The following is a 1037-nucleotide window of genomic DNA, read 5'->3' as shown; positions in this document are numbered from 1 at the left end:
CTCCTCGATCGGCCACCCCGCCCCCCGCGCCACCTGATGCAACGCGAGATCCGGGTTCACCGCCACCGGGTTACCGACCGCCCGCAGCAACGGCAGATCCGACTGGCTGTCCGCATACGCCCACGACACCCCCAGATCCGCCCCCAACACCCGCGCATGATGATCGATAAACGCCGCCCGCGCATCCCCGACCAGCGGCGAGGACTCCAACCGGCCGGTCAGCAGACCATCTGCACCCACCTCCAGCCGCGCGGCGATCACATCGTCGAACAACGGCGCGAACGGCCGCGTCAACACCTCCACCGCCCCGGTCAACAGCACCGTGCGATGCCCCGCCGCCCGATGCTCACGCACCCGACGGATCCCCGCCGGTTTCACCCGCCGCAGCAGAATGTCCCCGGCGACCTCCACCACCAGCCGCTCCAACTCCGCCGGATCCACCCCCGCATAGCGCGCGTACACCGACCGCATCAGATGCCCCCGGTCACGACGCTCCGCACGCACATACCGCGGCAACGCCACCGCCAGCGACGCAAGCTCCCGCACCCGCCGCGGCGCCGAGGCGTCCGCCAACCGCATCCACAGATACGACTCGATCACCGTCGCCGACGCCACCGCCCCGTCCAGGTCGAACACCGCCAGCACCCCGTCACCGGCGGCCAGATGCCCCGACAGCCGCCGCGGCGGCGCGGGATCACGCGGCCGGCGCAGTACCGCGGTCACCGCCGGGCAGTGCACGTCCTGCAGATAGTGCCGCCAGTCGAAACACGCCGGATCAAACCCGAACTCCGCCTGATCGGCCGGATCCATCGCCACGTGCAACGCACCCGTGGCGTCGTCGACATAGACCAGCTCCGCCTTCGTGTACGCCCGGTACACATCCGAGTAGCGGCGCAGAAACCCCACCCGGCTCTCCGCCCGCTCCAGCTCCCCGGCGAGCCGGCGCACCCGTTCCGACGGCGGGGCATGCTCCAGCGCCCGGCCCGCCAACCCCACCAGCCGCTCCGAGCGACGCAGCTTCGCCTCCACCGCCGCCG

At 71.7% G+C, this 1037-nt stretch carries 1 protein-coding gene; it reads right to left on the bottom strand.

Features of this window, described 5'->3' with window-relative positions:
• Nucleotides 1-1037: HAD-IB family phosphatase (locus AC08OV_RS24295; protein WP_476620402.1), on the bottom strand; the 1037-nt coding region annotated here is incomplete at both ends.

Source organism: Frankia sp. CeTa3Moorea, assembly GCF_978021225.1.
The sequence above is the reverse complement of the archived record's forward strand: the minus strand, read 5'-3'. Positions and strand labels throughout refer to the sequence as shown.